Annotated in this window: 24 protein-coding genes and 1 pseudogene; 13 read left to right on the top strand and 12 right to left on the bottom strand. The window is 61.2% G+C overall.

The genetic code is table 11. The annotated features are described in order from the left end of the window. The first annotated feature begins 361 nt into the window (after positions 1–361). Positions 362–724: a hypothetical protein gene (locus JHL16_RS14935; RefSeq protein ID WP_200185624.1), complete on the top strand. Its 363-nt coding sequence runs from the start codon at positions 362–364 to the stop codon at positions 722–724. A 51-nt stretch (positions 725–775) separates the two neighbouring features. Here the strand turns inward: JHL16_RS14935 and JHL16_RS14930 are convergent, their stop codons facing one another. Continuing rightward, a complete protein-coding gene (locus tag JHL16_RS14930) occupies positions 776–1,306 on the bottom strand; it encodes a MarR family winged helix-turn-helix transcriptional regulator (protein WP_200185623.1) in 531 nt (176 codons plus the stop codon). A gap of 291 nt (positions 1,307–1,597) precedes the next feature. Here JHL16_RS14930 and JHL16_RS14925 point away from each other — a divergent pair, with 291 nt between their 5' ends. Both JHL16_RS14925 and JHL16_RS14920 read left to right on the top strand, forming a co-directional pair. Beyond that, the gene (locus JHL16_RS14925; RefSeq protein WP_137858178.1) at positions 1,598–1,801 is read left to right on the top strand and encodes a cold-shock protein; all 204 of its coding nucleotides are present in this window, start codon (positions 1,598–1,600) and stop codon (positions 1,799–1,801) included. 630 nt (positions 1,802–2,431) lie between these two features. Beyond that, a complete protein-coding gene (locus JHL16_RS14920; RefSeq protein ID WP_200185622.1) occupies positions 2,432–2,590 on the top strand; it encodes a hypothetical protein in 159 nt (52 codons plus the stop codon). An 8-nt stretch (positions 2,591–2,598) separates the two neighbouring features. Here the strand turns inward: JHL16_RS14920 and JHL16_RS14915 are convergent, their stop codons facing one another. The 5 genes from JHL16_RS14915 to cysQ form a co-directional block, all read right to left on the bottom strand. Continuing rightward, complete coding sequence (locus tag JHL16_RS14915; RefSeq protein ID WP_200185621.1) at positions 2,599–4,752, bottom strand: PAS domain S-box protein; 2,154 nt, start codon at positions 4,750–4,752, stop codon at positions 2,599–2,601. 182 nt (positions 4,753–4,934) lie between these two features. Beyond that, positions 4,935–6,701, bottom strand: coding sequence for a diguanylate cyclase domain-containing protein (locus tag JHL16_RS14910; protein WP_200185620.1), 1,767 nt, complete (start codon positions 6,699–6,701; stop codon positions 4,935–4,937). 83 nt (positions 6,702–6,784) lie between these two features. Further along, positions 6,785–7,609 (bottom strand): hypothetical protein, encoded by an 825-nt coding sequence (locus tag JHL16_RS14905; RefSeq protein ID WP_200185619.1) that lies wholly within the window; start codon positions 7,607–7,609, stop codon positions 6,785–6,787. Positions 7,610–7,717: 108 nt separating this feature from the next. After that, positions 7,718–8,311, bottom strand: coding sequence for a DUF1134 domain-containing protein (locus JHL16_RS14900; RefSeq protein WP_246770942.1), 594 nt, complete (start codon positions 8,309–8,311; stop codon positions 7,718–7,720). Between the two features lie 187 nt (positions 8,312–8,498). After that, positions 8,499–9,296 (bottom strand): 3'(2'),5'-bisphosphate nucleotidase CysQ, encoded by a 798-nt coding sequence (gene cysQ / locus JHL16_RS14895; protein ID WP_200185618.1) that lies wholly within the window; start codon positions 9,294–9,296, stop codon positions 8,499–8,501. Between the two features lie 112 nt (positions 9,297–9,408). Between cysQ and chpT the strand changes: the two genes are divergently transcribed. Both chpT and JHL16_RS14885 read left to right on the top strand, forming a co-directional pair. Continuing rightward, a complete protein-coding gene (gene chpT, locus JHL16_RS14890) occupies positions 9,409–10,065 on the top strand; it encodes a histidine phosphotransferase ChpT (protein WP_137858184.1) in 657 nt (218 codons plus the stop codon). A gap of 76 nt (positions 10,066–10,141) precedes the next feature. Further along, on the top strand, positions 10,142–11,182 hold the full coding sequence (locus tag JHL16_RS14885; RefSeq protein WP_200185617.1) for a helix-turn-helix transcriptional regulator: 1,041 nt from the start codon (positions 10,142–10,144) through the stop codon (positions 11,180–11,182). Positions 11,183–11,272: 90 nt separating this feature from the next. Here the strand turns inward: JHL16_RS14885 and ctrA are convergent, their stop codons facing one another. After that, positions 11,273–11,980: a response regulator transcription factor CtrA gene (ctrA, locus tag JHL16_RS14880; protein WP_119389369.1), complete on the bottom strand. Its 708-nt coding sequence runs from the start codon at positions 11,978–11,980 to the stop codon at positions 11,273–11,275. Between the two features lie 316 nt (positions 11,981–12,296). Between ctrA and JHL16_RS14875 the strand changes: the two genes are divergently transcribed. Next, a complete protein-coding gene (locus JHL16_RS14875) occupies positions 12,297–12,692 on the top strand; it encodes a flagellar export protein FliJ (protein WP_200185616.1) in 396 nt (131 codons plus the stop codon). A gap of 65 nt (positions 12,693–12,757) precedes the next feature. Then, a complete protein-coding gene (locus JHL16_RS35525; RefSeq protein WP_420884557.1) occupies positions 12,758–13,369 on the top strand; it encodes a GNAT family N-acetyltransferase in 612 nt (203 codons plus the stop codon). A gap of 192 nt (positions 13,370–13,561) precedes the next feature. Here JHL16_RS35525 and JHL16_RS35520 read toward each other — a convergent pair. Then, positions 13,562–14,029: pseudogene (locus tag JHL16_RS35520) on the bottom strand (PIG-L deacetylase family protein); the annotation flags it as partial. 128 nt (positions 14,030–14,157) lie between these two features. Between JHL16_RS35520 and JHL16_RS14865 the strand changes: the two are divergent. From JHL16_RS14865 to JHL16_RS14850, 4 genes are all read left to right on the top strand, one after another. Next, positions 14,158–15,387 (top strand): ABC transporter substrate-binding protein, encoded by a 1,230-nt coding sequence (locus JHL16_RS14865; protein WP_200185614.1) that lies wholly within the window; start codon positions 14,158–14,160, stop codon positions 15,385–15,387. 114 nt (positions 15,388–15,501) lie between these two features. After that, positions 15,502–16,371, top strand: coding sequence for a carbohydrate ABC transporter permease (locus JHL16_RS14860; protein ID WP_200185613.1), 870 nt, complete (start codon positions 15,502–15,504; stop codon positions 16,369–16,371). A gap of 2 nt (positions 16,372–16,373) precedes the next feature. Then, positions 16,374–17,240 carry a carbohydrate ABC transporter permease gene (locus tag JHL16_RS14855; RefSeq protein WP_200185612.1) on the top strand — a complete coding sequence of 289 codons (867 nt, stop codon included), beginning with the start codon at positions 16,374–16,376 and terminating at the stop codon, positions 17,238–17,240. A 12-nt stretch (positions 17,241–17,252) separates the two neighbouring features. Next, on the top strand, positions 17,253–18,446 hold the full coding sequence (locus JHL16_RS14850; protein ID WP_200185611.1) for an ABC transporter ATP-binding protein: 1,194 nt from the start codon (positions 17,253–17,255) through the stop codon (positions 18,444–18,446). Between the two features lie 70 nt (positions 18,447–18,516). Here JHL16_RS14850 and JHL16_RS14845 read toward each other — a convergent pair whose 3' ends face one another. The 4 genes from JHL16_RS14845 to JHL16_RS14830 all read right to left on the bottom strand — a co-directional run bounded on the left by JHL16_RS14845 (position 18,517) and on the right by JHL16_RS14830 (position 22,716). Beyond that, a complete protein-coding gene (locus tag JHL16_RS14845) occupies positions 18,517–19,578 on the bottom strand; it encodes an ABC transporter ATP-binding protein (protein WP_200185610.1) in 1,062 nt (353 codons plus the stop codon). Positions 19,579–19,614: 36 nt separating this feature from the next. After that, positions 19,615–20,457 carry a carbohydrate ABC transporter permease gene (locus JHL16_RS14840; protein WP_200185609.1) on the bottom strand — a complete coding sequence of 281 codons (843 nt, stop codon included), beginning with the start codon at positions 20,455–20,457 and terminating at the stop codon, positions 19,615–19,617. Beyond that, positions 20,454–21,290 (bottom strand): carbohydrate ABC transporter permease, encoded by an 837-nt coding sequence (locus JHL16_RS14835; RefSeq protein ID WP_200185608.1) that lies wholly within the window; start codon positions 21,288–21,290, stop codon positions 20,454–20,456. Before JHL16_RS14835 ends, JHL16_RS14840 begins: the two co-directional genes overlap by 4 nt. 187 nt (positions 21,291–21,477) lie before the next feature. After that, on the bottom strand, positions 21,478–22,716 hold the full coding sequence (locus JHL16_RS14830; RefSeq protein WP_200185607.1) for an extracellular solute-binding protein: 1,239 nt from the start codon (positions 22,714–22,716) through the stop codon (positions 21,478–21,480). Positions 22,717–22,969: 253 nt separating this feature from the next. Here JHL16_RS14830 and JHL16_RS14825 point away from each other — a divergent pair, with 253 nt between their 5' ends. Beyond that, on the top strand, positions 22,970–23,794 hold the full coding sequence (locus tag JHL16_RS14825; RefSeq protein ID WP_200185606.1) for a sugar phosphate isomerase/epimerase family protein: 825 nt from the start codon (positions 22,970–22,972) through the stop codon (positions 23,792–23,794). Positions 23,795–23,866: 72 nt separating this feature from the next. Then, the gene (locus JHL16_RS14820) at positions 23,867–25,519 is read left to right on the top strand and encodes a choline dehydrogenase (protein WP_200185605.1); all 1,653 of its coding nucleotides are present in this window, start codon (positions 23,867–23,869) and stop codon (positions 25,517–25,519) included. Positions 25,520–25,523: the final 4 nt, after the last annotated feature.

The raw sequence follows: 25,523 nt of genomic DNA, 5'->3' as shown, positions 1-25,523 counted from the left end.
CGCATATCGGCATTGCCGGAACGATTGCCGCCCTCGCGCTTTGTTTCGACATGGACCAGATGGCTACAGATCTCCGCGCCGCGGCCGCTTCGGCAAGAGCTTTCGCCGACACGGTCGAGTCGGCTGAATTGCGCGAGAGCTTCCGCGACATGGCGCGCCGCTGGGAAGCGGAAGCCAAACGCTGCGAGAAGCGGAAGGGAACCGCAAGGTCGTATTTTGAACAGCGAGCAGATGCCCCAACGTCAGTAAACATGAAGGATCGGTAAGCGACGGAATCCGCCTCCCCGCTCGTCCTTGTTCATGAGAGTGGGTGAAATGCGCCTTTCGGAAAATGAACGGCGCCTGCAGTGCGGAGAAAAATATGAAGAAACTTTTGATGACTCTGGCCGTGGCGGCTCCGATGGCGCTTGGCATCGGTCTTGTTGGGACGGGCAGCGCCGAAGCCAAGACGAGCGTCAATATCTATCTGGGCATTCCTCACTATGGCTATCAGGTCGGTCCTGACTATGTGTATCGCAAAGGCCACGGCTGGTACCGGCCGGGTCGTCCGAACAACAGGGGCATGAGCTGCAACCGGGCGCGTGATCTGGTGCGTGACCGCGGCTACCGCAATGTCCAGGCGCGCAATTGCAGCGGCCAGACCTATACCTTCCGCGCCACCCGCAATGGCCGCGCGTTCCTCGTCTATGTGAATTCGCGTACCGGCGCCGTCTGGCGCGGCTGATCGGCAAAGCAGAGATGGGACCCGCCGTTAACCCGGCGGGTTTTTCATTGCCTAGAATCCGTAACGGATATGCTCGGCCCAATAATGCTCGAGCCGCTTCAACGCCGAGACGAGGCGTTCGAGATCCTCGGCGGTGACGCCTTTCTCCTCGAGCACCGGAACATGGCCTTCATAGATGGCGGCGACCATCGCCCTGATTGCCTGGCCCTTTTCCGTGAGGCTCAGGCGAACGACACGTTTATCCTGGGGCGCGCGCTCATAATGGAGGTAGCCGCCCTCGACGAGCTTGGCGATCGTGTAGCTCAGATTCGAGCCGGTATAATATCCCCGGACCCTGAGCTCGGTGGCCGACAGCTTGCCGTCGCCGATATTGTAGAGAAAGACGGCCTGGGCGCTCGTCACCTCGGCGTCCTGGATCTGGCGCTCGAGCTCCAGTTTTATGAGCTCGAGCAGGCAGCGGTGCAGGCGCTCCAGCTGCCCGAGGGCGCGGACGAAATGGCTCTTGAGGAGCCGGTTTTCGACCTTGGGATCGTCATTTTGGTCATCCGGCTTCGGGTTTTCGGGAATCGGTTTTGCTGCCATAGGGTCGGCTGTAAAGGCCGCTTGGTTAAACCAAGATCAAAAAAATCGCTAAAATTTGCTTTATCCCCAAAGAGATAGGGGGCGACAAGGGGCGGCTGCGGAGGTTCTCGCATAGGTTGCGGCGAGGTGAGGCACATTGACAAATCATGCCCAAAACCTCATCTAGACCGGGTTCGATCTATGGCCTTGCTTGGCGTTTGCCCTTTCGGGCTCTTCTCAAGACATTGCGGGTTCGAATACGGGGACAAGAGACGGTCCACCGGTTTGGTCACAACTCGAAAGGTACTTCCTATGCCGACAGGCAAAGTTAAGTGGTTCAACCCCCAGAAGGGCTTCGGCTTCATCCAGCCGGATGACGGCTCGAAGGACGTGTTCGTTCATATCAGCGCCGTTGAGCGCGCTGGTCTGTCGACCCTCAACGAAGCGCAGAAGATCAGCTACGAGCTCGTCACCGAGCGTGGCAAGACGAGCGCCGGCCATCTGAAGATGGTCTGAGCTATCTGGAAAAATTCAGTTGGGTCGAGGGCCGGGATGCAAATCCCGGCCCTTGGCTTTTTGGGGGTGGCCTGAAATTTGGGATAGCCCGTTGTATTTCTTTAATTTTGACGTGTTTTATTTTTGAAACCATACGAGATTTTCCCGTAAGCAGATAAAGTCTATGGCTTCGCTTCTCGGGGAAAAGTTATCCACAGGTGGCGTTCAATCTGTGGACGGAGAAAATCGGCATATCGACTTCAAAGGCAATCGGCGTGACACTCTCCCTCACACGACGCCGATATTGTGATCCAGATCGCAGCCGGGTCCATCCAAGATATAGGCGCCGTCTCATGGCCGGGCTCGCTGGCAACAGTTAGAGACCGGACCGCGACATGAGGCCGATGAGTGTCATAAACGGCGGCTTATCCGTTTGATGGCCGGGCAATTGGGCCGCAAGGTTCAGCTGTTCGCCGGCCGGCAGCTTGGGTTGCAAAATCGGAGCAGCCTGGTCGCTTCAAAGTAGACTTATGGCACGGGTCATCCTCGTGGTGATCAGATGCTGTGGGCAGCTTTGAACAGGGAGGCGTGGGCACTTCGGTGTACCGCGCCTTCTTGTTATTGGGCCGGGCTTCACCGATATTATGTTTCATGTCGCGTGAACGAAAATCCAAAGCGGATATCGACGAGAAGCTCGATGAGGCCTTGAGCGAGACCTTTCCGGCGAGCGATCCGGTTGCCGTCGGCCGCAATGACCATCCCGGCAAGCCGAGACAGCCGGCGCCGGAAAAACCCGACAAGCCCGAGTAAACTGACGATCAGTGGAGCTGCAGCCAGCTCGGCAGCCGGGCGTCCTGGTCGGCGAGCGGATCGACCTGGGGCTGCTGCAGCAGGCCATATACGCAGACGCGGTTGCGGCCTTGTTCCTTGGCCGCGTAGCAGGCCTTGTCGGCCTGATGCAGGATCTCGCTGAGCTCGGGCGCCGTGTCGGAAATGATGGTCGCGCCGATGCTGGCGCCGATGCGGAAAAGATCCAGCTCCCAGCGGAACTCCATGCGTGAGATCGCGGCGATGATCCGCTCCGCCGTGGCCTGCGCCTCGGGCAATTCGCAGTCGCGGATGAGAAGCGCGAATTCATCGCCGCCGAGCCGGGCGGGGACATCCTTCTTGCTGCAATTGAGCGCGATGATCTTGGCGGTCTCTTTCAGGAGCGCGTCGCCCGCGGCATGGCCGGCCCGGTCATTGACCTGCTTGAAATAATCGAGATCGATGAAGCACAACGCATGGGTACGGTGCTCCTGGCGCACCTGGGTGATCGCGTCATTCACCCTGGCGATGAAGGCCGTGCGGTTGGGCAGGCCGGTCAGCGCGTCATGCAGGGCCGAATGGGCGATTTTCTTCTGGCGCGCATGCGCCTCGGTCACGTCGCGGAAGACCAGCACCGCGCCGATCGAGCCCTTGGCCGGGCTGCGTACCGGTGCCGCCGACATCTGGATATCGCTGACGCCGCCCTCGCGGTTCACCAGGAACACGCCGCCGTCGCGCTGATGAGAGGCATTCCCCTTGAGGCATTCGGCGACGGGATCGGCGGCACGGTCGCCGGTCGCCTCGTCGACGATATTGAAGATGGTGGCGAGCGGCATGCCTGAGACCTCGGTCGACGACCAGCCGGTCAGCTTCTCGGCGACCGGATTCATGAACGTGATCAGGGTCTCGGCGTCGGTGCAGATCACCGCGTCGGCGATCGAGGTGAGCGTGATGCCGAGGCGCTCGGTTTCCTCATAGGCCTTCTCGGTCAGCCGCTTCTGGTCGGTGATGTCCCAGTTGGCGCCCACCGCGCGCGTCGCCCGGCCGTGATCGTCCCTGAAGATACGGGCGATGCTGTGGATGAAGCGCTGCTCGCCATCGGGACGGATGATGCGGAACTCGTCCTCGTAATGATTGTGATTCAGCTGCGCGTCCTCCCAAGAGGTCAGGACGCGCATGCGATCGTCGGGATGGAGGATGGAGCTCCAGGAATCGAGGTTGCGAACGAGGCTCGCATCGGTGCCGTAGATCTTGTGCAGGCGGTCGTCCCAATGCGGCGTCTCGCCGACCAGGTCATAGTCCCACACGCCGATCTGTCCGGCGCTGATGGCGAGGTCGAGCCGTTCATGCAGGCGCGATATCTGCGTCTCGTAGTTCTTGATCGAGGTGATGTCGGTATGGGTGCCGATGATGCGCTGCGCCCGGCCGTCGGCAGTCCAGGCGACGGTGCGGCCGCGGCTCAGGATCCAGACCCAGTGCCCGGCCTTGTGGCGCATGCGGAATTCGCATTCGATGCCGTCGAACTCGCCTTCCGTGTTGCGGCGCATGGTCTCGACCATCCGGGCGCGATCGTCGGGATGGAGCAGGTCCTCCCAGGACTGGCGGGTATTGGCGATCTCCGCCTCGCCATAGCCCAGCATGGCTTTCCAGGTAGGCGAAAAATAAGTCACGTTCGAGCTGACGTCATAGTCCCACACGCCCTGATGGGCGCTTTCGAGCGCGAAGGACCAGCGCTGCTCGCTGTTGGCGAGCTTGCGTTCGGCCTCCTTACGCGCGGTGATGTCGACGAGCTGCGAGACGACGAGCGGCGGCTTGCCCTTGTTGCGCAGGACCGACGCGGCGCCCTGGACATAGACGATGCGCCCGTCCTTGTGGACATAACGGCGCTCGAATGTGTAGCCGTCGCGTTTGCCTTCCTCGATCTCCTTGAAGTTCCGGCGGATTTGTGCGGCATCGTCGGAGGTAATGAAGTCCTCGAGGCGCAAGGCGCGCAATTCTTCGACACTGCGGCCGACGAGGCCGGCATAGGCGGCATTGGCATAGGTGATACGGCCGTCGAGCGACAGAATAACGATGCCGATCAGGGTGTTGTCGAAAAGACTGCGCAGCAGCTGCTCGTCATTGCCGGCACCCGGAGGCGGCGCAAATGGGGAGGACTGGACCATCAAGCCACTATCTTCGACCAAGCTTAATAATGGTGGTTAATGTGAATTTCAATTTTAAATATAAGGCCCGCAGCGGAGGGACTCGCTGCGGGCCATCGACAGGGGATGCCCAGGGGGAATGGGCAGGGGACCTGGCCTCGGGTAGGCCAGTGCAGATAAAACGCGCCCAGCTCCAGAAAGTTTCATCCGAAGTTCAGATTTTTTCCGTCGTCCCAGGGGCTTTCCGCCTCGCCGTCGCGGTCGTCTATGCCATAGACATGGACGCAGCGGCGCCCGGAGCTCTTGGCCGAATAACAGGCGAGGTCGGCGCGGTGGAGCACGACGGCGCTGTCGGAGGAGTCGTTGGCGATTTCGGTGATCCCGACGCTGGCGCCGACCCGAAAAATCATGGATTCCCAGCGGAATTCCATGGCGCAGACGGCATCGACGATACGTGTGGCGACGGCGCGGGCCTCGGCGGCGCCGACATTGCGCAAGATGAGCCCGAATTCGTCGCCACCCAGCCGGGCGGGCACATCCTTCTTGCTGCAGCTCAGGGCGATGATCTTGGCGATTTCCTTCAGCAGCGCGTCGCCCGCGGCATGGCCGCCGGTATCGTTGACGGTCTTGAAGCGGTCGAGGTCGATATAACACAAAGCATGGGGCCCTGAGCCCGGGACCGTCTCCTCGATCGTCTGAGCGAGCTTGGCCTGGAAGGTGGCGCGGTTGGGCAGGCCGGTCAGGCCGTCATGCTGGGCATTGTGGGTGATCTTCTTCTGGGCGGCGCGATGCACGGTCACATCCTGGAAGACCACGACGCAGCCGATCATCTCGCCGTCGGAGCGGCGCACCGCGGCGGCCGAAAGCTGGATGTCATAGACGCCACCCGCGTGGCTCAGCATGAAAATGCCGCTGGCGCGGTAATGCGAGGCTTCATGCGCGAAGCATTGGCCGACCGGATTGGGGGCGGGATCGCCGGTCGCCTCGTCGATGAGGCGCAGCACCTCGACCAGCGGCTGGCCGATCGCCATCTCGGCGGCGGCGATGCCGGTCATGGCCACCGCGGCGGCGTTCATGAACGTGACATTGGCGAGCGCATCGGTGCAGATCACCGCCTCACCGATCGAGGCGAGCGTGATCCTGAGGCGTTCCTTTTCCTCGAGAATTTCCTGGTTGAGATGTTTGTAATCCGACACATCCCAATTGGTGCCGACGGCGCGCAGCAGCGCACCCTTGTCGTCGCGAACGAACTGCGCCAGCGCCTTGATGTGGCGAACCTCACCCGAGTGCCGGATGATGCGGTATTCGGCACTGAAATGACTGGAACTCTCCTTGGCATAGCGCCAGTCCTCGTGCACTTTCGCAACGTCGGCGGAATGGATCATATCCATCCAGTCGTCGAGATGTCCGCTGAAGGCGCCGGCCGCGACGCCATAGATCGCGTGCATGCGCGCATCCCAATGATAGTCGCCGTCGGCGAAATCCACGTCCCAGACACCGGCGCCGCTGGCCTCCATGGCGAGCTTCAGGCGCTGGTGGAGCGCCGAATTGCGCGCCTCGGCCTGCTTCTGGGCGGTGATGTCGGTGAGCTGGAGGATGGCGATATCGGGCTGGCCGGCGGCGCGGTGCACCGACACGGCGCCCAAAGCGTGAAGAATGCTGCCGTCCTTGCGGATATAGCGGCGCTCGAGCTGATAGCCGTGGGTCTCGCCGCTGGCGAGAAACTGGTGAAAGCTGTCGATGGTGACGGGGTAATCGTCAGGATGGGTGTGAATGTCGAGGCCACCCTCCAGAATCTCGGCCTCGCTGAAGCCGATCATCGTCGTGAAGGCGCGGTTGGCGCTCAGGATGCGGCCGTCGAAGGTCATGATGACGAAGCCGATCGCCGCGTTCTCCATGATATTGGTGAGGAGGGCGGCGGGATCGAGCCCGGTCAATAGATCGCTCTGGTAGTGGACGCCGGCTTGCATAACTTACCGTCGCACGCACCGATTAAGGTCGGCTAGCGGAACTCGTTCAATTTTTCGCTTTTTTCCCTATTGGGAAAAGACCCTCAGCGCGTGATGGTCTTCTGCAGCGCCTTGATGCGCTGGGCGAGGGAGACGACATTGCCGGGGAAACGCTGGGCCGACTGGCTTTGGCTTGCCGATTTCTTGGCCGATTTGGACTTGCCGGAGCCGTTTACCGGTTTTGCCGCCGGTTCTGCCGGCGCTTCCACTTCCACCGGGGCTTCCGGCTCGCCGGCGCGGTCTTCGAAGCCAAGCTCGGTAAGTTTTTCCGGCCAGGCCTTGTCGAGGGCACGGATCTCGGCGGCGAGCTTGTCGCTCTGCTCGGCGGCCTCGGCCAGCCTCTCCTCGATCGGCTGGCTCTTGGTCTGCAGCTTCCAGATCTTGCTCTTGAGGCCGGCGATCTCATCACCGCGCTCGGTGAGCTCATTGTCCTTGGCCTGCGCCTTGGCGGCCAGCAACTGATTGGATTCGGCGCGCTGGGCGAGATCGGCCTCGAGTTCGGCGATATGCTGCTGCAGGCGGGTGATCTCGGCCATGTGGCCGGAGCCGACCTTTTCGCGCAGGCTCAGATCGGCGGCCAGGATCTCGATGCGGTTGCGGTGGCGCGAGACCTCTGCGGTCTGTTCGGCGAGCTTCGCCTTCAGCTCGCCCAGGCGCACTTCGAGCTTGCGCGCCATCATGGCGTTTTCGGCGCGCATGCTGTCGCGCTCGGTTTGCAGCTCGGAGACGGTGCCCGGCACCTTGCGTGCCATGCGGCGGGCGCCGAGTCTGACGCCCGAGCGCCAGGCGGCGCGACCCAGGAAAAGGGCGATCAGGCTCGCCACCGCGAAGCCCAGGCCGAACCACAATAACGTCTCAAGCTGAGACATGAATTCCTCTACGCCACGCCGCCTCAAAGCTCGCCGAAGCGAAGCCTTCCGACCCACCATAGCGTGGCAAATGTGGCGGAGCGACGGCTAAATCGCTCCAGAACCGGCTCAGAACGGGTTCCAGGTCGGCTTTCTCGTATATTTGAGATAACCGACATTGGCCCCGAGCCGGGCGCCCACGCCCGTCCGGATGGGAGCCAGTATTATATCCCGGTTCTTCTGGAAATTCACGCCCAGACCACCAACCAGATAGGCCGAGCCTTCGACGCCGCCGAAGCGCTCGTCATAGAGGTCGCGCGGGGCCGAGGAATTATAGACCAGCACCAGTGCCCGCGAGCCGTTGCCGCCGAAATCGAAGCCGATCGAGGGGCCCTGCCAATAGACCTTCTGACGAGTGCCGTTCTTATAATAGATCACGCCTTCGCCATAACGCAGGCCGCCGACCAGGGCGCCGGAGCCTTCCTCGCCGACGATATAGGCGGTGGGCTCACCCTGGCTGGAAAATACATATTCCACCGCTTCAGCCACGCCCCGCGTCGTCTTGCCGAAGAATTTCTGACCGGCATCGACGATCTCGCCGGACGAATAGGTCTGCTGCTTGCGCTTGGTGGCCGCTTCGGCGGGCCCGAAGCCCACGACACCGGCGGTGAGGCCCATACCCAGAAGCGCCAGGGCTTGGCGACGGTTGATAATCTTGCTCATGCACAACTCCTTCAGCACGTCACCCAACCGGCACTCCCGCGACGCGGTGTCCTGGCCATTCGACCTGCTTGAATCCCACCTGTTATGAAACCTTACTCTAAGCGCTGCTTGTGGCAGCTTTGAGTCGCGGATTTCAGCCCGACAAAGTGGCGTTCTTTTGGTTAACAGGGCGCTAAAATGGAGGTGTTCAGGCGCCCCGGGCGATGAAGGCCGGGTTGTCGTAGCCGCGTTCGGCCTTGCCGTAACGTAGGGGGTCACCGGTCTCGACCTCGACATGGCCGCCGGCGGCGGCAAGCACGGCGTGGCCCGCCGCCGTGTCCCATTCCATGGTGCGGCCGAAGCGCGGATAGAGATCGGCTTCGCCGGCGGCGAGGAGGCAGAATTTGAGCGAGGAGCCGGCGGACACGATCTTCTTCACCTTCAGGCCCTTGAGATAGGCCTCGGTGCGCTCGTCGCGGTGCGAGCGGCTGGCGACGACGACGGGGCCTTCGGGCGCGGCTTTACGTGCCTTGAGCGGCCGCCAGGCGCACAGCGAAAGATCCTGCTCACCTTCCATCTTGGCCTCGAAGGCGCCCAGGCCCTGTTCGCCGCAGAAGATGCGCCCGATGGCAGGCGCATAGACGATGCCGGCGACCGGGATGCCGGTGTCGACGAGTGCGATATTGACGGTGAACTCGCCGTTGCGGCTGAGGAACTCCTTGGTGCCGTCGAGCGGGTCGACGAGATAGAAGCGCTGGCCGGTCTTGGGGATGAAGCCTGCCGCCGCGGCCTCCTCGGAAATGACCGGAGTTCCACCATCCTGGGCCTTGAGGCCGGCGAGGATGATCTTCTCGGCCGCCTCGTCCGCCTCGGTCACCGGCGTCAGGTCGGCCTTTTCGCGGGCGACCACGGGCCTCGCATAGATGGTCATGATTTCCCGGCCGGCAGCCAGAGCGAGGTCGGCAAGGGCCAGGAGGCGGGACGAGAGGGAGGCTTGAGCAGTCATGATGGGGGCCGCTATGCCCTGAAGCCCGCGCATCGGTCAATGCGGAATTATTCACCTCGATCTGGTAAAACGGTCACACGAATCACCCTTACCTCCAGGATATGTGCCGCCGATGCAGCAGAGCCTCTTGAGCGATCTCGACCTTGCCGCCCTCCTGTGCAGCCGAGTCTGCCACGACGTCATCTCGCCGGTCGGCGCCATCACCAATGGTCTCGAGCTGCTCGAGGTCGAGGACGACGAGGCGATGCGCGTCATGGCGATGGACCTGGTGCGCAAATCGGCGAAGCAGGCCTCGGCCAAGCTCAAATTCTGCCGTATCGCCTTCGGTGCCGCGGGCTCGGCCGGCGCCATCATCGACATGGGCGAGGCGGGCGATGTCGCCAAGGCTTTTGTCGGCGAGGAGAAGATCAAGCTCGACTGGCAGGTGCCGCGCGAGAACCGGCCCAAGCAGCAGGTCAAGCTCCTGCTCAACATGATGCTGATCGCCATGGGCTCCATTCCGCGCGGCGGCGTGGTCAAGGCGGAAGCGATCGAAGGCGGCTTCACCATCCGGGCCACCGGTGAGGGCGCCAAGATTTTCGAGAAGACCGACCAGGTTCTGAAAGGGGCCGCCCCGCTCGAGGAGATCGATGCGCGGCTGATCCAGCCTTATTACACCAAGCGGCTCGCCGAAGCGGCGGGCATGCCGCTGTCGCTGGCCTTGGACGGTGCCGATGTGGTGGTGAGTGCCATCGCCGAAGCCACCAACCCGGTGGCCGTCGGCGCGTGAGGCCCTCTTGCCGGGGCCTGCGTCCATCGTTGGCGCCGAGGCGGATGATCTCGTAGACCGCATCTATGAAGCCTCGGTGCTGCCGGAGCTTTGGACGAGAGTCATCGCGCAGATTGCCGATTCCGTCGCGGGCGAGGCGGCGCTCCTGTCGACGGTGCAGATGAACACGGTGCGGATGGTCGCGACCTCCGCCGACTTCGCCGAAACCTGGCAGCTCATCTTCAAGCGATTTCCGGGCGCGTCAAATCCGCGGACGCAGCGATTGCTTGCAGCCAGACATTCGGGGTTCGTGACCGATGCGCATGTATTCAGCGCAAGCGAGATCGAGCGTGAACCGCTCTATACGGAAATCCTTATCCCGCGCGGTTATGGAAGCGGCGCCGCTACCGCCATTCACTATCCGGGCGGGGAGGCGGTTGTCCTGAATATCGAGCGCCGGGCAGCACTCGGAACCTTCGACGAGCAGGCTATCACGCGGCTCGACGGGCTGCGCGCCCATATTGCCCGCTCGTCCCTGATATCGATGCGCTTGTTGTTCGAGCGTGCCAGGACGGCGGTCGAGACGATTTCGGCCCTCGGGCTCGCGGCCTGTGCGGTCACCGAGACGGGCGTGGTGCTCGTCGCCAATGCCGAGTTCGACGCCGAAGCGGATGTGTGGACGAGCCGCGGCGGCGACCGCATCGCCTTATTGGACCGGCGCGCGGACGGGCTGCTTCAAGAGGCGCTCGCCTTCATCGCCACGGAACGCGGCGTCCGGTCCCTGCCAATCGCGGCCGGCGAGGGGAGGCTGCCCGGCGTTCTGCATGTCGTGCCGATCCGCCGCGCCGCCCATGACCTGTTCGGCCGGGCGGCGGCTATTCTCGTCTTGACGAAGGCGTCCAATGAGCCGACGCGGGCGACCGCGCTGTTGCAGGTATTGTTCGACCTGACGCCGACCGAGGCGGTGGTCACGGCGCGGATTGCGGCGGGTCAGACGATCGAGCAGATCGCGCGCGCTGACGGCAAGAGCATCGCGACCGTGCGCAATCAGGTGAAAAACGTGCTCGGCAAGACGGGATGCCGCCGGCAAACCGAACTCGCGCGGTTGTTGGCGCAGTTGATCCCGGCCGGCAGCTGAGGGCCTCGCTCGAAAGTCGGCGCCGGACCAAAAGAAAATCCCGGCGCCTTGCGGCACCGGGATTTCCCAACCCCTTCTGCGCCCGAACCGTCAGGCGCTTTCGCGCATATCGTCTTCCTGCGGCGCACCCTCGCGCAGCACATAGCCGCGGCCCCACACCGTCTCGATGAAATTCTTGCCGCCCGCGGCGGTCGCGAGCTTCTTGCGCAATTTGCAGATGAACACGTCGATGATCTTGAGCTCGGGCTCGTCCATGCCGCCATAGAGATGATTGAGGAACATCTCCTTGGTGAGGGTGGTGCCCTTGCGCAGCGAGAGCAGCTCCAGCATCTGGTATTCCTTGCCGGTCAGATGTACGCGCTGGCCGCCGACTTCGACGGTCTTGGTGTCGAGATTGACGAGGAGGTCGCCGGTGGTGATGACCGACTGGGCATGGCCCTTGGAACGGCGCACCACGGCATGAATGCGAGCGACGAGCTCGTCCTTGTGGAAGGGCTTGGTCATGTAATCGTCGGCGCCGAAGCCGAGGCCCCGCACCTTGTCTTCGATACCGGCCAGGCCGGACAGGATCAGGATCGGCGTGTTCACCTTGCTGACCCGGAGCGTCTTCAGGACTTCATAGCCCGACATGTCGGGCAGGTTCAGGTCGAGAAGAATGATGTCATAATCATAGAGCTTGCCGAGATCGACGCCCTCTTCACCGAGATCGGTGGTGTAGACATTGAACCCTTCCGACTTGAGCATCAGCTCGATGCTCTGGGCCGTCGCTGTATCGTCCTCGATCAGCAGAACTCTCATGCGTATCCCCTTCATCCGCCCCGGACTGCGACGCCTCACGGCCCGCGAATCCTAAGAAACCTCGCCGTGAAACGTTCAGTTAACGTTGATCGTTAACATACGCCCGGAAAGGTTAACAAAATCTAATAAACCTGACTCAAGATCACTGTTCCCCCCGGTGCCGGAAGCCCGGATTTACCCGGTCTTAAGGTTACGGGCCCAGTATGGGCTCCAGAGGTTCGAATCTCCAAGTTAGTTGATTCGTATTCCTATGCCTAGGGAGGGCGGGGGGCACTCGCGCTACCGGGCACCCGTGTGTTGAGTATAAGAGGGTTACATGCGTTCGTCCCGTGAGACGCTTCTCAGGCTGCACCGCTTCCGCACAGAAGAAAAACGCCGGCAGGTCGCTGATATCGAAGCGATGATCGCGGATCTGATGCGCAAATATGACGATCTCGACGCGCAGATGAAGATCGAGGAACAGCGCACCGGCGTCAACGATCCCGCCCATTTCAACTATTCGATGGCCGCCAAGTCGACGCGCGGACGGCGCGACAATATCCTCAAGACCGTCGGCGACCTGAAAGACCAGCAGTCGAGCGCGCAAGGCCTCCTCCAGGAAGAGGAAGCGGAGCTGCGCAAGCTCGAGCTCCTGGCCGAGAAGGAACTCGACCATCGTCCCGCCTCACGCGGCGCGCCGACCGGCTTTGCGCCGCGCCAGGCGATGAGCTGAGGCGGGCTATCCTCCGTCTCGCGACCCTTGCCGACAGTGAAACCGTCGCCGGGCTTCTACGGCTGATGGATGCGTATTACCGGCCCGGCGAGGTCCTGCCCGCGCCGGGAGCCTATGCCGCCATGGCCGAGGCGACGATCCGGACGCAGGAGGGCACGCGTTTCGTCCTCTGTTTCGCGGGCGACGAGCCGGCGGGGCTCGGCTGCTTCGCGCTGCTGCGCCCGGGCCGCGACCTGAAGGGGCTGATCTTCGTCAAGGACCTGTTCGTGCGCGCCGAGCGACGCGGCCAGGGGCTGGGCCGCGCGATGCTGCGTTTCATTGCCGGCGTCGCGCTGGAGCAGGGCATCAGCCGCATCGATCTCGCCACCGATGTCGCCAATGAAGGGGCGCGCAAGCTTTATGAGGCGCTGGGCGGCGTGGTGCGGCCGGCCGTCTATTTCAGCTTTCCAGAGAATGCGCTGAGAGATCTGGCGCAACCGTCCGCTAGCGCGTTTGACCAGGCGATCCTGAAGGAAGCTTTCGAGCTGATAATTCTGGGGAAACGGATGGCCGCGATAGCGCCGGAACCCCTCACCAAACGCAACCCCTATGCGCTTGCCCCGCTCGGCCGACCATATCTCCATCTGATTCACATAATCATCCATATGATGGTGGGCCTTCAGCCAGGTACGCTGTGACTGGTGATGCTCGAGCATCGCGCGTTTGACCGCGATCTTGCCGGTGATATCGACAATGAAATCCGGATCGATCAGGTCGCCGCTGCGGTCGATGCCACCCAGCGGATCCATCAGGTAGAGCTCGGGGATTCCGTCGATAGAAGGCGAGTCTGTCTGGTAATTGGGTGAACCTGCCGCAAAGCAGGCGTCGCGCACGAGCAAGCTCGTCGCTTCGTGATCCGGGGAGTAGTCCACGGGCGATGCCGTGAGAACAATGTCGGGACGTGTCTTTCGCAGCAGCTCCACCACGGCGTGCCGAGACGCGTTATCCGAGAAGATTTCCTGGTCCAGGAAATCTCCGGGCAGATACTGCGCGCCGATGACCGCCGCCGCGGAAGCGGCTTCCTTCCGGCGCAGCGCCGATATCTCCGGCGCCGACAGGTCGTGCGATCCCTTGTCGCCGCTGGTCAGCGTAGAGAAGACGATGTCGTGATTTCCCGTGTCGGCCAAAAGCGCCAAAGTACCTGCGGCGAGGAACTCGATATCGTCAGGATGTGCATGTATTGCGAGAATGCGTGCCAAGTAAGTTGCTCCAAAAATCCTTATGCGCGCCTGCTTCGACTGACCGATTGCGCGCCTCCCCCGGAAGCCAACCAGTATTTCTACATTGTAGAATGTCATACGTTGATATAAAAAAGTTGACAAGCATCCTTTTCATGATTGTAAATGTTATTGTACATTGTAGCAAAATAACGGATGCCGCCTGGTGATCTCGCCAGGCGATGTCTTGCAAGAAAAGGGTGGATCGCATGAAGTACAGGACGATTGTCGGGCTCCTGGGAGCTGTCGGCTCGTTGTTTTTGGTGAGCTCGGCCTCATCCGAGGAGACAAAAACAATCGGGTTCTGGAAGGCCCCGCACAGCGCGGACGAGGCTGCCCTTTGGTCTCCGTACATTGCCGAATTCGAAAAAGCACATCCCGGCGTGAAGATCGATCATGTGATCACCCCCTGGAACACTTGGAACGAGGCCTATACGGCGGCCTTTGCCAGCGGCAACGCGCCCTGTGTCAGCTACATGGTCGACGCGTTCTCTCCGGCCTTCATCTACAACAAAAAATTCGTGGATATCGATGCCGCCGGTTGGTCCGATCAGGTGAAGGGCGGATATGGCCCACTCTGGACCGTCGCCCATTTCGGCGAGATGCAGGTCGGTGTCCCGTTCGCGACCAGTCCGCGCATGTGGCTCTACAACAAGGACATGTTCGACAAGGCTGGTGTCAAATATCCCACCGATGACTGGACGATGGACGACCTGGTCGAGACGCTTCGCAAGCTGAAGGCGAGCGGCGTCGAGACCCCGGGCAATATTCCGGTCGCGGCGGCCAAGCTCGGCTATCAAAGCTATCTGCCGTTCCTGTGGTCGATGGGTGGAGACATCCTGGACAAGAGCGGAAAACCTCGCGTGGACGACGATGCCTCGGTCCACACGATGAAGTGGCTGAAGGCGCTGTTCGACGAGAAGCTGATCGCTCCGATCGGCAACTATTCCGCTCAAGAGGGACAGGATCTGTTCGTGCGTGGCAGCATTGCCGTGCAGAACATGGCAGCAGAGGTGCTCGGCAAGCTCAAAGCGGAAGCGCCGGATCTGAAATACGGCATCGTCAAGTCGCCGACGGGCCCCGGCGGGCAGCACAACTTCCAGGACTGGGGATATTTCGCCATCGCCAATGAATGCGCTTACAAGGAAGAGGCCTGGGAATTCGTCAAGTTCATAACGTCGAAGCAGGTGGTTGAGCAGTATATCGCAGCGGTCGGATTATTCCCCGCACGCGTGGACACCAATCTCTACCAGAGCGATCCCGACGGTAAGGCCTTTCTCGATAACATGGCGCAGAACCGCAATATACCGATCGTGCCCAAGTCCAATCAGATCGTGGATCTGTGGTTCAAGGAGGTCGAGGCCGCATTGTCTGGGATAATTGCACCCGAAGAGGCCGCGAAAAACGCCCAGGCCTCTCTGGAGCGGGTTCTCCGCTGATCCCGGCGGGGCCGGTGCGATCCGTGCGCCGGCCCGGCTTTGACAATTTCATCTGGCTTGCCATCAATGAATGTCCTCTCAGCCGCTCGTCGGTCCGGAAAAGCGCATCTTGGATTGCGGGAGGCGCTCCTCAGCAATGCCGTCGCCTATCTATTCCTGGCTCCGGCGCTCCTCTTCTTCGTCGTCTTCCAGGCCGGCCCGCTGATCACGACCATTGTGCTGTCCTTCTACGAAGGCGGTATCCTGTCAGGATTCAGCTATTCGGGATTCGACAACTACCTGACGCTTTGGTCGGACAGAGAGTTCTATCAAACCATAAAATTCACCCTCCTGTACTTCGTCATCATCGTTCCGTCGGTTCTCGCGGTGTCGCTGGCGATGGCGGTGCTGCTGAACGACAAGTTCATTCGCGGGAAGAACTTCTTCAAGGCGGCGATCTTCTTCCCGAGCCTCGCCCCGATGGTGACGCTTTCGACGCTCTGGCTGTTCATGATCTTTCCAAATGTCGGGCTGATCAACATGCTGCTGGCGGTCGTGAACGTGCGCGAGGTGGAGTGGCTGTCTTCGCCTCTGATGGCCACGCTGACCATCGTCCTGGTCGAGCTCTGGCGAGGCGTGGGCTTCTACATGGTGATCTTCCTCGCCGGACTGGTCGCCATTCCTGAGGAGCTTTATGAGGCGGCGGAACTGGACGGCGCCGGGCCCATCCGCCAATTCTGGTCGATCACACTGCCGCAATTGCGTCCCACGATCACCTTCTGCCTGATCATGGCGGTCATCTTCAACTTCCAGCTCTTCGATGCGGTCTACATGATCACGGGTGGCGGGCCAGGCGGATCCACCGAGTCGATCGCCTGGTATATCTTCAGCAATGCCTTCAAATACGACCAGCTCGGTCTCGCATCCGCCACCTCGACATTGCTGCTGCTCGCCGTCATGAGCATCACCGCCGTGCTGCTCAAAGTCCTCCCCTCGGACCGATAGACATGACCTCCGCATCCCGGACCCTGCTGCTCCGTCACCGCCCGGCGCTGAACCGTCAGGTCTCCAGGCTTCCGATCTACATCGGCGTGACGATCATTGCCGTCCTGGTCCTTTATCCTTTCGTCTTCATGCTCTCGACGGCCTTGCGTGAGTCCACGATCCTGCGTTTCTCGCCCTGGGACCTGGTGCCGAGCGATGTGACGCTCGCCAATTTCCATCGCCTGTTCTCCGATACGTCCATGCTGAACTGGCTGGGCAACAGCATGTTTGTCGCGACTACGACCGCCTTGTTGAAAGTGGGGATCGATTCGCTGGCCGGTTATGCGTTCGCGCGGCTGCAGTTCAAGTTCAAAGAACTTATTTTCCTTCTGCTGATCGCCGCAATGATGGTCCCGCCGGCGGTGACCATCGTGCCGCGTTTCCTCCTGCTGCGCGATATCGGACTGATCAATACGCCGTGGGCGCTCATTTTGCCTCATCTCTCCTATCCGCTCGGCGTCTTCCTCATGCGGCAGGCCATGGCGACGATTCCCTACGAGCTGGAGGAGGCGGCGAAGCTCGATGGATGCTCGGTCTTCACGATCTACTGGCGCATCGTGCTGCCGCTGGTCGCGCCGGCACTGGCGGTCGTGGTGATCACGACATTCATGTATCAATGGGTGGATCTGCTGTGGCCGGTCGTCGCGATCACCAACGATGGGCTCAAGACGGTCACGGTCGGAATTTCCTCGATGAAGGCCGAGCAGTCGCGCGCCGACTGGGGACTGATCATGGCGGCCAATACCTGCGCCATGATACCGATCGGAATGCTGTTCGTGTTCTGCCAGCGGTATTTCATGACAGGGATGACCAGCGGCAGCTTGAAATAGGCAGGAATCAAAATGAGCGCGATCGACATCAGGGGACTGGGAAAGCATTATGCCGGCACGGATGTGCTCAGGCAGGTCGACCTGACCATCGATGAGGGCGAGTTCATCGTCCTGGTGGGACCATCGGGTTGTGGCAAGTCGACGCTGCTGCGCATCATCGCCGGCCTCGAGGACATCAGCGAAGGCGAGCTTTATATCGGCGGGCTGCTGTCCAATGCGGTAAAGGCCCGGGCGCGCAATGTCGCGATGGTCTTTCAAAGCTATGCGCTCTATCCGCACATGACCGTCGAGGAGAATATCGGCTTCGCCCTGAAGGTCGCAGGTCTGAGCAAGGCCGAGCGTCATCGTCGCGTCCGCGACGTCGCCAGGTCGCTCGGGCTTGAAAACCTGCTCCAGCGCAAGCCGAAGGCCTTGTCGGGCGGACAGCGTCAGCGGGTCGCCATCGGCAGGGCGATCGTCAGGCACCCCAAGGTATTCCTGATGGACGAGCCGCTGTCCAATCTGGACGCCAAGCTTCGTGTCGAGATGCGCGCGGAGATGCGCGCCTTGCATTCCAGACTCGGGGTCACGACCGTCTATGTGACCCATGACCAGGTCGAGGCCCTCACTCTCGGCACCCGCGTGGCGGTGCTCCGCCCGATCGGCGAGAGCGGCAACACGAACGTCCAGCAGTTCGCCACGCCGACCGAGCTCTTCGAAAGGCCTCATAATGTTTTTGTCGCCGGTTTTATGGGCAGTCCGCCGATGAACATCCTGCTTGCCAGGCTGGTTCGCCGTGGTGGCGCCCTCGAGATCAGCATGGGCGATATCGTGATCGCCCTGCCGCAGGCGATGCAGAGCCAGGCACTGGCGGACGCTGCCGGCAGAGCAGATGGGTATATCGTTATCGGCGTGCGGCCGGCAGACATAGGCGTGGCGCCCCCGGGCGGAGTCGCCTTCAATACCCGTATCACCGACATGGAGATGCTGGGCGACCATTCATCCGTCTCGTTCTCCGCCAGGACGCCGGCGGTTCCTTTCGATTTCGACTTCACGGCCAAGGACGTCTACACGTCGCTTCTGGGCGGGAGCAGCTTGACAAAGATATCCGCGCGACTCGAGGGCCGGCTTCGCCTTCGGGCGAATGACGAGGTATCGCTCGCCATCGATCCGGCGCGCATCTACTTCTTCGACGCGCAAACTGGTCTCGCGCTCGGTAATCCGTGACCGCTCGAGCCGTTCCGTCCGGTGACCGGCGCAGTGAAGCGTGCTCAGCCTACCGGCCGGAGTGAGGCCTTCAGACGAGAGCCTTGCCGGTCGTCGTGTCAAACAGATGGATGGAAGCCGGGTCGATGGCGATCGAGGCCGATTGCCCCGCCTTTACATGAGTACGGCCGTTGACGCTGGCGCAAATCTGCTCGCGGCCGATGTGGCCTATCACGTAGGAATTCGCGCCGGTGAACTCGACATCAGCGACCTTGAAGTGGATCCCGCCGCTGTCGCAGAACCTGATACGTTCCGGACGGAAGCCGACAGTGACCCGTTGACGGGGCTTGGCGTGGCCCGGCGCCTTCACCGACACCCTCTGCTCGCCCAGGAGAACGCTCCTCATGTCATCGGCGAGTTCTCCCGGCAGAAAGTTCATGGCCGGAGAGCCAATGAATCCAGCGACGAACAGGTTGGCAGGCTGCTCGTAGAGCTCACCCGGCGTACCTACTTGTTCGATCCGTCCGCCGCACATGACGATGATCCTGTCGGCGAGCGTCATCGCCTCGACCTGATCATGTGTCACATAGACGGCGGTGGTCGGGAATTGACGGTGCAGTGACTTGATCTCGCTGCGCATCTGGACGCGAAGCTTGGCGTCCAGATTGGAGAGCGGCTCGTCGAACAGGAAGACTTTTGGATTGCGGACGAGCGCGCGGCCCATCGCGACACGCTGACGCTGCCCACCGGAAAGTTGTCTCGGATAACGCCGTAGCAGGGGAGAGAGGCCAAGGAAGCCGGCCACCTGCTCGACGCTCGTCCTGATCGCCGGCGCCTTCCTGCCAGCGAGCTTCAGGCTGAAACCCATATTCTGCTCGACCGTCATATGCGGATAGAGGGCGTAGTTCTGGAATACCATGGCGATATCCCGGTCCTTGGCGTGGACCTCGTTGATGACTCGGTCGCCAATGGCGATCGTTCCCGACGTGACGCCCTCGAGACCGGCAATCATGCGCAACAGGGTCGACTTGCCGCAGCCCGAGGGCCCGACGAGGACGACGAACTCGCCGTCCTGGATCTCCGCGTCTATGCCATGCAGGATCTCGAATCCGCCATAGGCCTTCTTCACATTGTTGATTGTCACACCCGACATCTGATCAATCCTGTTGTCTGTCAACTGCTTGCGCGATCAGCCTTTCACGCTGCCCGCCGCCAATCCCTTGACGAGAGAGCGCTGCAGGAAGAAGGCGATGAAGACCGGGGGCAGCGCCGAAAGCAGGCCCGCTGTCGCGATAAGCGGGTAGTCGGTCGCGCGGCCGGCGGCGAAATCCGCGATCGCGACACTCAGCGTCTTGGCGCGCAGGTCATTGGTCAGGATGAGCGAGAAAAAGAACTCGTCCCACGCCAGCAGAAGTCCAAACAATGCCGCCGTGCCAATGGCCGCTCCCGACAAGGGAAGCACGACATGGCGAATGGTCTGCCAGAGATTGGCACCATCCATCGCCGCGGCGTGGTCGATTTCACGCGGCAGCGTATTGAGATTGCCGGTGAGCAGCCAGACGACGAAGGGCAGCACGATCGAGCAGTAGACGACCGCGAGGCTGAACGGGGTATTGAGCAGGCCGAATGCGCTCAGCGCGATATATATCGGCAGGATCAATGCCACCGACGGCAGCATGTATGTCGAGAGCACCAGATAGAGAAGCGGAGCCCGCCGGCCAGGAAGCCGCGAGAAACTGTAGGCGGCGGGAAAACCGACTATCAGTGACAAAATGGACGCTCCCGCCGCCGCGAGGAAGGTATTGCGCAGCGCAAGGAGGAATATCTCGCCGGGCGAGTTCGGCTCGAACGTCAACAACATGCGGTAGCGGGAAAAATCCATCGTTGCCGGAAGCCATTGCATCGGCCGTGCGGTCAGATCGGTCATGGAGCTGACGCTCATGATGAACATCCAGCATACCGGCGCCAGGATGATGGCCGTGACAAGCAACACGCTCGCATAGAGGGCGATGCGCCAGAAAATTCTTCTCATGGCTGGTCCTGCCTCCGAAGCAGACGGACATAGATCGCAATCAGCACCATCGAGATCGCAACGACGACGAGTGCGTATGAGGCGGCGCTGCCGGCCCGCAGGAACGCAAAGGATTCGTCGTACACGAAGAAGGTGGCGGTCTTGGTCGTGTTGGCGGGGCCGCCGCGCGTCATGACGTAGAAGATGTCGAAGACCTTGAAGGCTTCGATCGTGCGCAGCACCAACGCCACGCTGAGCGGTGCCAGAATGCCAGGCCAGGTGACATTGCGGAAGCGAGCCCACGGTCCCGCGCTATCGATTGTCGCGGCCTCATACAGCTCACGCGGAATCGTCTGCAGGGCGGCAAGCACGATGATCGCCACGATCGAGAAGTTCTTCCACACCTCGGCAACGATCACCATGTTCATGGCCAGGCCGGGTGTGCCGAGCCAGGACTGATAATTGTCGATCAGGCCGATCTGGAGCAGCAGGGCATTGAAGGCGCCATATTCGGGATTGTAGATCAGTCGCCACATCATGGCCGACACCACCGTGGGCATCGCCAAAGGCAGCACCAGCAGGGCGCGAACAAAGGCGCGCCCGCGAAATTCCTGGTCGAGCAGAAGGGCGACCATGACGCCAATCATCGCCTCAGCGAGGACCGATACGATCGTGAAATAGAGTGTGCGCGCAACCGCCGCGCGGAAGGCCGCATTCTCGAGAACAGTCTTGAAGTTGGCCAGCCCGACCCATTCGGCCTGGACATCGTGTCCCGCCAGCGGGCGCGAATGAAATGACAACCAGATCGATTGCAGCAGCGGGTAGCCCGTTACCCCGAGCACGATGATGAACATGGGAAGGAGCAGCAGCCATGCTGTCCGGTTTTCTCGTCTAATGAGCGTCACAGTCTGTCCGGCGGGATCATTTCTGAAAGGAGGCGGCTTCGCGTCATCGCGATTTTCGCTGGAAGGAGCCGCAGGGGAGGGTGCATAGGGGGCTTGCCATCGGCGACCTGCACCCATGGCAAGCACGGCGCGATCCTCACTTCATTCCGCTGGTCTGTGAAGCGAGCTCCTTCATCGCCTGTTCCGGCGATTGGAGGCCGAGCAGCGCGCTTTGAATCTGCTGCTGGAGCAGGGTGGAAATTTCCTGGTACTGAACCTTTGTCGGGCGATTATACATGATCGCGACAGAGGTTTCGGCCGCCTTGATCAGCTCTTCCTGACCCTTGACCACCTTCGGATCAGCGTAGGAGCTCTTCCAGATCGGCAGGCTCATGCTGGCGTATTTGTCCTGCGTTTCCTGCGAGGTCAGATACTTGATATATAGCCAGGCGGCATCCTTCTTGTCCGAATTCCGCATGATGCTCAGACCCATCGAGCCGTTGATGGCGGCCTGCGGGCTGCCTTCGGGCGTTCCGGGCGCCGGCACGATGCCGATCTTGCCGGCCACCTCGCTCTGCTTGGGGTCGTTGGCGAGCGGCCACATATAAGTCCAGTTCAGCGCGAAAGCCGCCCGGCCGCTCGAGAAGGTATTGCGGACCTCTTCCTCGAGGAACTCGGTCGAACGGGGATTGGATATGCCGTCCTTGATCGAGCCCACCATGAACTGCAAGGCCTTGAGCGCGCCGCCTTTGGTGAAGGCGGGTTCGCCGTTTTCGTCATAGAACTGGCCTCCGAAGGCCTGGACGAGAAGCGCGTAATCGCAGACGAGCGCCTCCGCCTGACCCCAGCTCCACACGATCGGGTAGTCGGCAAGACCCTTGTCCTTGATGACCTTGGCCTGCTGGGTCAGCTCGTCGAGTGTCGCGGGGGGATGATCGAACCCGGCCTTGGCGAGAATATCCTTGTTGTAGAACAGATATTTCGTGTCGAGGATCCAGGGCATCGCCCAGATCTTTCCGTCATATTCACCGGTCTTCCAGGCGCCGCCGAAGATGGGATCGCGCGGCGGAACCAGGCTCGTGAGGTCGTCGACAAACTGGTTCGTGGCGAACTCTGCCGGCCAGATCGTGTCCACGAGGGCGACATCATATCCACCCGAACCGGCGCTGATGGAGGCGACAATCTTGTTGTGCAGGGCTTCGTAAGGCACGAATTCGAGATTGACCTTGATCCCCGGATGGGCAGCCTCGAAATCGGTCGTCATGTCGCGCACGTCTTTGTCGCTATAGGCGGTCTGCTTCATGAAGAGTGCCTGGAGAACAATGTCCTGGGCCTGGACGACCGTTGAGGCCGCCATCACCGCGGCAATGCTCAGAGCTCCCAAAATGCGTTTCATCTCCCACTTCCCTTGTCATTTGTGTTTTTAAGCCCGGTCAGATTTCAGCGGGAAATGAAATTTGTCAATATAGAAAATTATGCTACAATAGCGAATGAGAGACAGTACCTTCCTGATGAACTAGCGCGTTTTGCTGGGATTCGGGGTTAGATATGTGTGCGATGATGAATTGACGGCGGTTGATTTTCGTATTGTCGCTTGATAAGCGATATTGTCGCAAGTGTAGATGAAGCCCTGATGACCGAGATGACGCATGACCACGGCAGCCGCTGATTTCGGCATCAACTCCTACTCTTATATCTATGACACCGACGCGCTTGGCTTTCTGCAGCGCGTGCATCAGCTCGGATTTTCACGCTTCGAGCTCATGGCGTTTCCCGGGCATCTCTGGCCCGGCGAGGCAACCTCCGCCCAGAAGCAGGCGATCAGGAAATATGTCGGGGACAACGGGCTGGTCGTCTCCACGCTCAATCAGCCGAATATCGACATCAATATTGCCGGTGCTTCTCCCGAAATGCGCCGCTATTCGCTGGACGTCATCGCGGGGATCATCGAGCTGGCGGGCGAGATCGGATGCGCGAATGTCATTGTCGGCCCCGGCAAGGCGAATGGCCTGCTGTCGGCGCCCCTGGAGCTGCTTGCCAGCCGCTTTTTTGACGGCCTGGACTTTCTCCTGCCGGTGGCGAAACGCGCCGGCGTAAATGTCCTGGTCGAGAACATGCCCTTTGCGTTCCTGCCCGATGCGCAGGGGCTGCTGGCGGCTCTCGAGCGTTATGGCGATCCCGGCATCGGGGTGGTGTATGACATCGCCAATGGCGCCTTCATCGGCGCCGACGTGGCGGCCGAGCTCGAATTACTCAGCCCGCGCCTGAAATACCTGCATGTGTCGGACACGACGCGGGCCAGATATGATCACGCCGCGATCGGGTTGAAGAACAGCGTGATCGATTTCACCGCCCTTGCCGCTCCAGTCGGCCGGCTGGATCTGCTCGGGCCGCCCATCATCGAGGTCATTTCAGCCAGCCCCGACGGCGATATCCGTGAATCCGCCGCGAAATTGTCGGCGCTGGGCTGGTAGGCCGCTTCCGGCGATTCACACCTATATGCGTCATATTCATCCTGATCCAACAAGGGGCCGATAGTGGCTGAAATGGAAAGTGCGGATTTTGTCATCATCGGGGGCGGTTCTGCCGGCTGTGTGCTGGCCAACAGGCTGAGCGGCGATCCCGCCACCGGCGTGGTCTTGCTCGAAGCCGGTCCCGCGGATGACTGGCGGGCCTGGAGCGTACACATGCCGGCCGCCTATGGGATAAATTTTCAAGGCGGGCCCTATACGCGTTCCTACCATACCGAGCCCGAAGCGCAGCTTTTCGGGCGCAAGGTGTATCAGCCGCGCGGAAAGATCCTGGGCGGCTCGTCCGGCATCAACGGCATGTGCTACACGCGCTGCAGCCCGCTCGATTATCAGCGCTGGGTCACCGAAGGCGCGCAAGGCTGGTCGTATGCGGAAGTGCTGCCGTATTTCAAGAAGCTCGAAAGCAGCGATAGCGGCGATGACCTCTATCGCGGCCGAACCGGCCCGGTCCGGGTCAAGGCGGGACCCTGGGCCTTCGCCAGCTACGACTCGTTCCAGAAGGCGGGCGAACAAGCCGGCTATCCGCTGACGCTGGATATCAATGGCTATCAGCAAGAAGGTTTCGGACGTTTCGAGCGCAATGTCGATAATGGCATCCGCGCCAGCGCTTCGTGGGCCTATCTGCGTCCTGTCCGGCATCGGAAGAATCTTAGGGTCAAGACCGGCGCAACCGTGGTGAGGATCCTGTTCGAGGGCACAAAGGCTGTCGGCGTGGAGTATCGTCAGGGCGCGCAGGTCAGGAAGATTCGCGCCGAACGCGAGGTGCTCCTCTGCGCCGGGGCGATCAATTCGCCGCAGATTCTGCAGGTCTCCGGAATCGGCGAGCCTTCCCATCTCAAGGAGCTCGGTGTTGCGACGGTCGCGGCGCTGCGCGGTGTCGGACAGAATCTCCAGGATCACTACGAATTCTATCTGTCCTGGACATGTCCCGACGAGGTGTCTCTCAACCGTCATCTCGGCCCCCTCGGCAAAGCCAAAATCGGTCTTGAATGGATCCTGACACGGAGAGGATTTGGCGAGTCCAATCATTGCGAGGGCGTCGCCTTCGTCAAAAGCGACAATTCGCTTGGATATCCGGATGTCCAGTTCCAGTTCATGCCGCTTCAGCTGGCCGACGGCCTGTCGCCGAAGTCGAAGCCGGGAGGGTTCTGCATAACCATCGCGCATCAGAGGCCGAGAAACCGCGGACATGTGAAAGCCCGATCACTTGACGTGGATAAAGCGCCGGAAATCGTGCTGAATTATCTGTCGACCGATTACGACCTCGCAAAGGCGCGACGCTGCATAGAAATCGTCCGCGATGTCATCGCGCGCCCGGCATTCGATGCTATTCGCGGCAAGGAAATGAAGCCCGGTGTCGAAATAAATTCGCGCCAGAGCGTCGAGCAGTTCTGTCGCGAGACGGGAACCAGCGGATACCACGCTTCCGGCACGTGTCGGATGGGATCGGCGCACAATCCGGATGCCGTGGTTTCTGCCACGGGCAAGGTCTTCGGAGTCGAAAATCTGCGCGTCGTAGACGGGTCCATCATCCCGAGCCTGACCACCGGAAATACGAATGCGCCGATCATGATGATGGCCGAGAAGCTCGCCGACGACATTCTCGGCGTGCCGCCGCTCGTCCCGATCCACGCGCCCTTCGCCGGCGAGCTGAAGCCGGACGTGTAGCTTG

The sequence above is a fragment of the Taklimakanibacter albus genome, from assembly GCF_016595235.1.
Lineage (GTDB): Bacteria > Pseudomonadota > Alphaproteobacteria > Rhizobiales > Aestuariivirgaceae > Taklimakanibacter > Taklimakanibacter albus.
Note: the sequence above shows the minus strand (reverse complement) of the source record. Positions and strands in the feature narration are given on the sequence as shown.